This window comes from Betaproteobacteria bacterium, from assembly GCA_016713305.1.
GTDB lineage: Bacteria > Pseudomonadota > Gammaproteobacteria > Burkholderiales.
On sequence record JADJPK010000024.1, the window covers coordinates 21,013 to 27,579 of the forward strand.

5 protein-coding genes, 2 tRNA genes and 2 pseudogenes are annotated in these 6,567 nt (G+C 62.5%); 3 read left to right on the forward strand and 6 right to left on the reverse strand.

Annotated features, from left to right (window positions below; translation table 11 throughout):
- Positions 1-9 precede the first annotated feature (9 nt).
- On the forward strand, positions 10-297 hold the full coding sequence (locus tag IPK20_21670; protein ID MBK8019037.1) for a hypothetical protein: 288 nt from the start codon (positions 10-12) through the stop codon (positions 295-297).
- A 56-nt stretch (positions 298-353) separates the two neighbouring features.
- Here IPK20_21670 and IPK20_21675 read toward each other — a convergent pair whose 3' ends face one another.
- Entirely contained in the window at positions 354-527 is a 174-nt protein-coding gene (locus IPK20_21675) for an HU family DNA-binding protein (GenBank protein ID MBK8019038.1), read from the reverse strand.
- Positions 528-900: 373 nt separating this feature from the next.
- A complete protein-coding gene (locus IPK20_21680; GenBank protein MBK8019039.1) occupies positions 901-1,137 on the reverse strand; it encodes a hypothetical protein in 237 nt (78 codons plus the stop codon).
- Between the two features lie 44 nt (positions 1,138-1,181).
- On the opposite strand from IPK20_21680, the gene IPK20_21685 reads away from it, so the two are divergent.
- A complete protein-coding gene (locus IPK20_21685) occupies positions 1,182-2,354 on the forward strand; it encodes a site-specific integrase (protein ID MBK8019040.1) in 1,173 nt (390 codons plus the stop codon).
- Between the two features lie 71 nt (positions 2,355-2,425).
- Here IPK20_21685 and IPK20_21690 read toward each other — a convergent pair.
- The 3 genes and pseudogenes from IPK20_21690 to IPK20_21700 form a co-directional block, all read right to left on the reverse strand.
- Positions 2,426-2,502 (reverse strand) — tRNA-Arg (locus IPK20_21690).
- 27 nt (positions 2,503-2,529) lie between these two features.
- Positions 2,530-2,621, reverse strand: a tRNA-Ser gene (locus IPK20_21695).
- A gap of 54 nt (positions 2,622-2,675) precedes the next feature.
- A pseudogene (locus IPK20_21700) lies at positions 2,676-3,927 on the reverse strand (aspartate kinase).
- Between the two features lie 227 nt (positions 3,928-4,154).
- Between IPK20_21700 and IPK20_21705 the strand changes: the two are divergent.
- Positions 4,155-4,728 (forward strand): annotated as a pseudogene (locus IPK20_21705) (LemA family protein).
- Between the two features lie 1,388 nt (positions 4,729-6,116).
- On the opposite strand, the gene IPK20_21710 reads toward IPK20_21705, so the two are convergent.
- A complete protein-coding gene (locus IPK20_21710; GenBank protein MBK8019041.1) occupies positions 6,117-6,356 on the reverse strand; it encodes an ankyrin repeat domain-containing protein in 240 nt (79 codons plus the stop codon).
- Positions 6,357-6,567: the final 211 nt, after the last annotated feature.

Below are 6,567 nucleotides of genomic sequence, written 5' to 3' on the forward strand. Positions count from 1 at the left end.
CAGGCCATCGTGTTCGTGCGCATCCCGCAAATCCCGTCGAGCCGGGCCATGGGAAGTTTCCCGGTGGGGAGTTTCGACGCGTACATGGCGCGCGTGCCCTCGGACCGGAAGGACTGGAAGATCGTCCCGGTGGATGCACGGGCGTTCCCAGATAAGATCCGTGATCGCCCACCGGTCCAGCCCGTGCTCTCCGACTCCATGTTGGGGGTGCTGGTCGTCGGAGGGCTGTTGCTCACCACCGCGACGCCGGTGGTGTGGTGGCGACGTCGCAGAGCGAAACGCGCCTGGCATCGATAGGCAGCACCGTGGCGCGTCGCGGTCCAGGCGCCACTCGCGCTTGTCGGTCGCTGGGATCACTTGCCGCCGATCGAGGGTTTGAACGCCGCGCCGGAAGTTGTCTTCGGCACCTTCAGCGCAAGCAACTTGAAGGCTTCGCGGGTGGCCGGATTGCGGCGTTTGCGGCCTGCCCGCTTGACGACTGACAAGTTGCCGAAACCGATGATGCTGACCGCCCCGCCTTTCCTGATCCCCCTCGATCAGTTCCAGCAGCGACTCCAGGCAGCCCGGTACTTGCTCACCGGGATATCGTTTGCCTGGACCAGCGTCTTGATCAGTTCACCCTCGTTCATTCAGCGTCCTCCGCGAAGAGCAGCCGCGTAACGGCCTGACTGTGACGGAGGTGCTGAGTCTCCGCACCAGTCCCGACGCTCCGCACTGCGTCGCGACTTCGCCTTGTTTCCGACGTTTTTGCATGAATCCCGTATTAGCAACCCAGCGGGAGAGCCTTGGTCTTGATTCGCGTCGCTCTCTCGCAGGGAAGCACCTGATCGGGACGTCGTTGGTCGCCGAAGCCGACGAGTCACCGATGCGTTGTCGAGAACAAGCCGATTGGGGACAGCATCACCAATGAGCCGTCGAATTGATCACGCGTGGGGACGCTGGATTCGAGTCAGCGTTGCCCATCACTACCTTCAGGTCGACAAGGCCTGGTTCGCCAAGAACGTCCGCCCGCACCTGCCGGTCCTTCGAATCTCGAAACAGGCGAAGGCCTACCGACGGGCAGATCTCGACGCGCGAGCCGAGCAGATCGAGCGTGAACTCCTCGGTATTGACGCCCGCGCAGAGCGGTTCGATCATGCCAGTGGCGACGTGCGGTCCCTCGTCGAGAAAGGAGGAAGTACATGGGCCGCACAAAGACCAGTGGCATCTGCACCGATGCCGAAGGAAACAAGACCATCGACAAACGAGTCGCCGGAGAGCGAGTCTACGCGCGCCTCGGACCGGTCAGTCACGAGGACGCTGAGCGCTGGCTTGCCAACCAGGTCCAGCGGATCCGGCTCGCCAAGGAAGGCGGAACGCGTCCTCGCGTTACTTTCCGAGAAGCTGCGGCGAAGTACCTGAGTGACTACCGAGATACGGTCGCGACGATCGATGTGGCAGCCTGGCACATTGAGACGCTCGACCCGTGGATCGGTGACCGGTATCTCGAGGAAGTCCACGATGAGACGGTACGAGCCTTCAAGGAGTACCGGCTCAAGAACGACAAGGTGAGCCTGACCACGGTCAATCGGGCGATCGAAATCGTGAGGCGCATTCTCAACTTGGCGGCACGCGTTTGGAGACATCCGAACGGCATGACGTGGTTGCAGACGGCGCCGCTGATGACGATCGAACGGAATCGTGGGGCTCGCCGGCCGTATCCGCTGTCGTGGGAAGAGCAGGACCTGTTGTTCGGGGCGTTACCCGATTTCAATCGGGCGATGGCCGTGTTCAAGGTGAACACGGGCCTGCGGGACCAGGAAGTCTGTGGCTTGCGGTGGTCGTGGGAGTTGAAGGTCGAGGCGCTTGGCGTGAGTGTGTTCATCGTGCCTGGTGAGTACGTCAAGAACCGCGAGGACCGCCTCGTGGTTCTGGGCAACGAGGCGCGCGCAGCAGTGGAGCAGATGCGTGGCCGGGATCCCGAGTACGTCTTCGCGTACCAGCGTCCCCGACTGCGTGATCCCAGCGTCTACAAGAGCGCGCCGAGCAAGGCACGACCGATCGAGACGATGAACAACACCGCTTGGCAGAGCGCCAGGAAGCGCGCAGCAGAGAAGTATCGGGAGATTCTGGGGCGGGAGGCACCGTGGGGATTCGCCAACGTTCGTGTTCACGACCTGAAGCACACCTTCGGAAGAAGGTTGCGGGCGGCTGGCGTACCGGAGGAAACACGCGCGGTGCTCCTTGGACACAAGACCCGGAGCATGCCGACTCACTACTCCGTTGCCGAACTGGCGGAACTGCTGACTGCGGTGAATCGGATAGATCGATCGCTCGCGACACCGGCGATTACGGTGCTGCGCGCGGTTGCGTGACAAAAGTCACGCAAAACTCACGCACAGAAACAAAAAGGACCTGGATGTTTCCACCCAAGTCCTTGATTTTCTGGCGCGCCCGGCAGGATTCGAACCCACGACCCCCTGGTTCGTAGCCAGGTACTCTATCCAACTGAGCTACGGGCGCATTGTTCTTATTGTCGGCATGACCAACTGGCGGAGACGGTGGATTCGAACCCACGATGCAGGTTTTGCCCGCATACTCCCTTAGCAGGGGAGCACCTTCGGCCTCTCGGTCACGTCTCCGAAGGGGCGAGAGAATAACCGCTCGGCCTCTTCGGGTCAAACGCTATCGCGGCCTCAAACGGCTGCCTGATCCAGTTCGAACGCCTTGTGCAGCACCCTTACGGCAAGTTCCATGTACTTCTCGTCCACGATCACGGAGATCTTGATCTCGGACGTGGAAATCATCTGGATGTTGATGCCCTCCTCGGCCAGCGTCCGGAACATCTTGCTGGCGATCGCCACATGCGAACGCATGCCGACACCCACCATGGACACCTTGCAGATCTTGTTGTCGCCGACGATCGCTCGCGCGCCGATGTGCTGCTTCACTTCCTCGAGAATGCTCATGGCGCGCACATAGTCGCCGCGGGGAACGGTGAATGAGAAATCGGTGTTCCCGTCGACGCTGGCATTCTGGATGATCATGTCCACATCGATGTTCGCGTCGCCCACCGGACCGAGGATCGCGTAGGCGATGCCGGGCTTGTCGGGGACGCCCATGACCGTGAGCATGGCTTCACCGCGCGCGAACGCGATGCCGGAGATGACTGCCTGTTCCATCTTCTCGTCTTCCTCGAACGTGATGAGCGTGCCGGACTGTGCCTCTTCCCCGATCGGCATGTCGGGATCGGTAAGACTCGACAGCACGCGCAATCTGACCTTGTACTTGCCCGCGAACTCGACAGAGCGGATCTGCGCACCTTCGACCCGAGACTTGCCATCTCGAGCATTTCCTCGAACGTCACCGTCTTCAAGCGGCGCGCACCGGGTTCGATGCGGGGGTCGGTCGTGTAGACACCGTCCACGTCGGTGTAGATCTGACATTCGTCGGCACGTAACGCTGCGGCCAGCGCGACACCCGTCGTGTCGGAACCGCCCCGGCCCAGCGTGGTGATGTTGCCCAGTTCGTCGACACCCTGAAATCCCGCCACGACCGGCACGTAGCCCGCGGCCAGATCGGCGCGAAGACGTTCTTCGTCTATGGACAGGATGCGGGCCTTGGTGAACGCGCTGTCCGTGAGAACCCGAACCTGGGCGCCCGTATATGACTTTGCCTTGATACCCTGATCCATGAGCGCCATGGCCGCCAGGCCGATCGTCACCTGTTCGCCCGTGGCCGCCACGACATCGAGTTCGCGCGGGTCCGGGGTGGCCTGGATCGCTTTCGCAAGGCCGATGAGACGATTGGTTTCGCCGCTCATGGCGGACTGACCAAGACCACGTCGTGACCATGGCGCCGCCATTTGGCAACCCGCCGGGCCACCGCCTGGATACGCTCGACGGATCCGACCGGACGTCCCGCCGCACTTTGAACAATCAACGCCATGACTGGAACCGGGGACTCACCGAGAAAAGCCGCGCATTCTACCGAAGCCCATGAACCCAGGCGAGATTCCGGCGGCAAAACCTCACAAAATGACGGCATAGGATGTGCTTCCGCGGCGGATGCGACGTGCACGCAAACCGACTTTTCGGGTCTGATCGGGCGGGTCCTAGGGCCGGTAGTCGTGGCGTCGCACCACCATTTTGCCCCACCTCCGGAGGCTTCTGCCCATGAGCGTGTTTCTGCTGGTGCTGATCGCCCTCATTGCCCTGGCTGCGGTGTATGGCGTTCTCCTCTACAACGCCCTGGTGCAGTTGAAGCACAACGTCGGCAAGGCATGGTCGAACATCGACGTGGTGCTGAAGCAGCGCCACGACGAGCCGCCCAAGCTCGTGGAAACCTGCAAGCAGTACAAGCAGTTCGAAGAGAGCACGCTTGAGAAGGTGATCGCGGCGCGTTCGAGAGTCCACGACGCCAGGCAGAAACAGGACATCCCCGCCCTGGGTCAGGCCGAATCCATGCTGCGCGCGGGGCTCCGGCACCATTTTCGCCGTTGCGGAGGCGTACCCCGACCTCAAGGCGAACGAGACCTTCCAGCACCTGCTCGCTCGCATCTCCGGCCTGGAAAGCCAGATAGCGGACCGGCGGGAGTTCTGCAACGAATCGGTGAACGTCTACAACGTCCGGCGCGAGCAGTTCCCGGACAACCTGCTCGTCAGCCTCTTCTCGTTTCCACCCAAGTCTCTCCTGCGCTTCACCACCGAGGAAAAGGCCGATGTGGACGTGAAGGCACTCTTCGCCTGAACGGCGGCGCACCCCGGGCATGTGGTTGCGCGGGTTGCGCGCCTCGACGCTCGACGAAACGCTGGCGGCGTTGTACGTCGGCGCCGTCATCGTCGCCGTGCATGCAAGGTTGCACGTCGTATGGCTCTCCAGCGCGGCATTCATAGCGGCGGCAGCTGCCTATGGATGGATCAAGAGCTATCAGCGGCTGCGGCACGTCAACGACATCCCCACCTCACGGATCGCATCGGCGCCCCAGGGCTTTGTGGAACTTCTCGAACCGCCCAGACGCACGAAGACCGTTACCTCCACTCCAAGCTCGGGAACATGCGCTGCGTGTGGTACCGCTATCTGGTGGAGGAACGTAGCGCAACAACAAGTACACGCCGATCGACAGCGGATCGAGCGAAGACACGTTTCTGCTTCGCGATGCCACGGGCGACTGCGTGATCGATCCGACGGCGCGACGGTGGTGGCTGTGCATCGCCGTCAATGGACGAGTTCGCCCTACCGGAAGACCGAATGGTGGATCGCTCCGGGGAGACCTGCTCTATGCGCTGGGCGGGTTCCGCACGCTGCATGGCGGGCGATCACGAGGCTTCGACGAGCGAGGAAGTGAGCGAGTTGCTCGCGCAGTGGAAGAAGGACAGACCGGATCTCCTGCGCCGGTTCGACCAGGATCGAAACGGCGAGATCGATCTGAAGGAGTGGGAGACTGCCCGCGCCGCAGCGCGTTCGGAAGTACTGCGATCCCAGATGGTGCGGGCCACCCGGCCCGGGGCTGCATCTCATGCAGACGCCCCAGGACGGGCGTCCCTATCTGCTGAGCGGCAAACCGCCAGAGGCTCTGTCACGCCACCATGCTCTGGACCTGCGGTCACTCCGTGGTCATGACGTTGGCAGCCGCAACACTGTCCGGCCTTTCGCTCATGTGACGCGGACCCGGCCCGGATGCCGCACCTCCGTACGGCGCCGGGCGCATCGCCCGGCGGAGCCGGCCCATCGCCTCAGCACGGCAAGAAGTGCTGCGCCGACCGGCCTCCGTCACCTGCCCTCCACTGCCTTGCCCCTCGATCAGGCCGCTGCGATCTTTCGTGTCCCAGCTTGCGCGCGATCTGTGCGGCGGTCATGCCACGATCGTCCCGGCTGTCGAGTTCGGCGCCGCGATCCAGCGAACCCTGACAGTTTTCTCATCTCCCGAGCCGGCCGCCCACATCAGCGCGGTAAGGTCGTGTTCGTACCGGCGATTCAGCTCGACGCCCTGATCCAGGAGCAGAGCCACGGCGGCAGCCCGCCCCGCCCGCCGCGTAAATCATGGCGGACTTGCGCAATTGGTCCTGCGCCTGCGGATCGGCACCCGCATCCAGCAACAGCGTCATGACTTCCACATAGCCCGTACGCCGCGGCCATCAATGGCGTGGTCTTGTCCAGTGCCGGAGGTTCACGTCTCCGCCCTTCTCCAGAAGGGTCCGGACCATGGGACCGTTGCCCTTCCGCGCGAAGAGCATGAGGGGCGTTTCGCCGTTGCGGTTGCGCGCATTCGGTGCCGCGCCGCGACTCGGCAGCGCAGACGCGCGCCCGCATCGCCTTTCTTGAAACGGCGAGCAGCTGCGCGTTGAGGTTGTACGCACTGGCGTCGAAGTCCGCATCCCCCATGTTCTGGGCGTGCGCCCCAGGACATGACATCGCGGAAATGCCAAACAACAGCAAGAAATTCACGAAGCGGCGAACGATGGAAATAGGAATGGCCATGGTGGATGAACGAGAGTTCGCAAGTTGTTGTACATGCCCGAGGCACTGTTCTAACATTCCTCGGTTTCGCTAGGAAAACTTCTTGAACTTTCTTGCATATGTTCCGAA

What these genes read in the sequence shown, in the direction of transcription:
- IPK20_21680 (MBK8019039.1), bottom strand. Translation starts at nt 1,137, where the DNA reads ATGATCGAACCGCTCTGCGCGGGCGTCAATACCGAGGAGTTCACGCTC.
- IPK20_21685 (MBK8019040.1), top strand. Translation starts at nt 1,182, where the DNA reads ATGGGCCGCACAAAGACCAGTGGCATCTGCACCGATGCCGAAGGAAAC.
- IPK20_21710 (MBK8019041.1), bottom strand. Translation starts at nt 6,356, where the DNA reads ATGCGGACTTCGACGCCAGTGCGTACAACCTCAACGCGCAGCTGCTCG.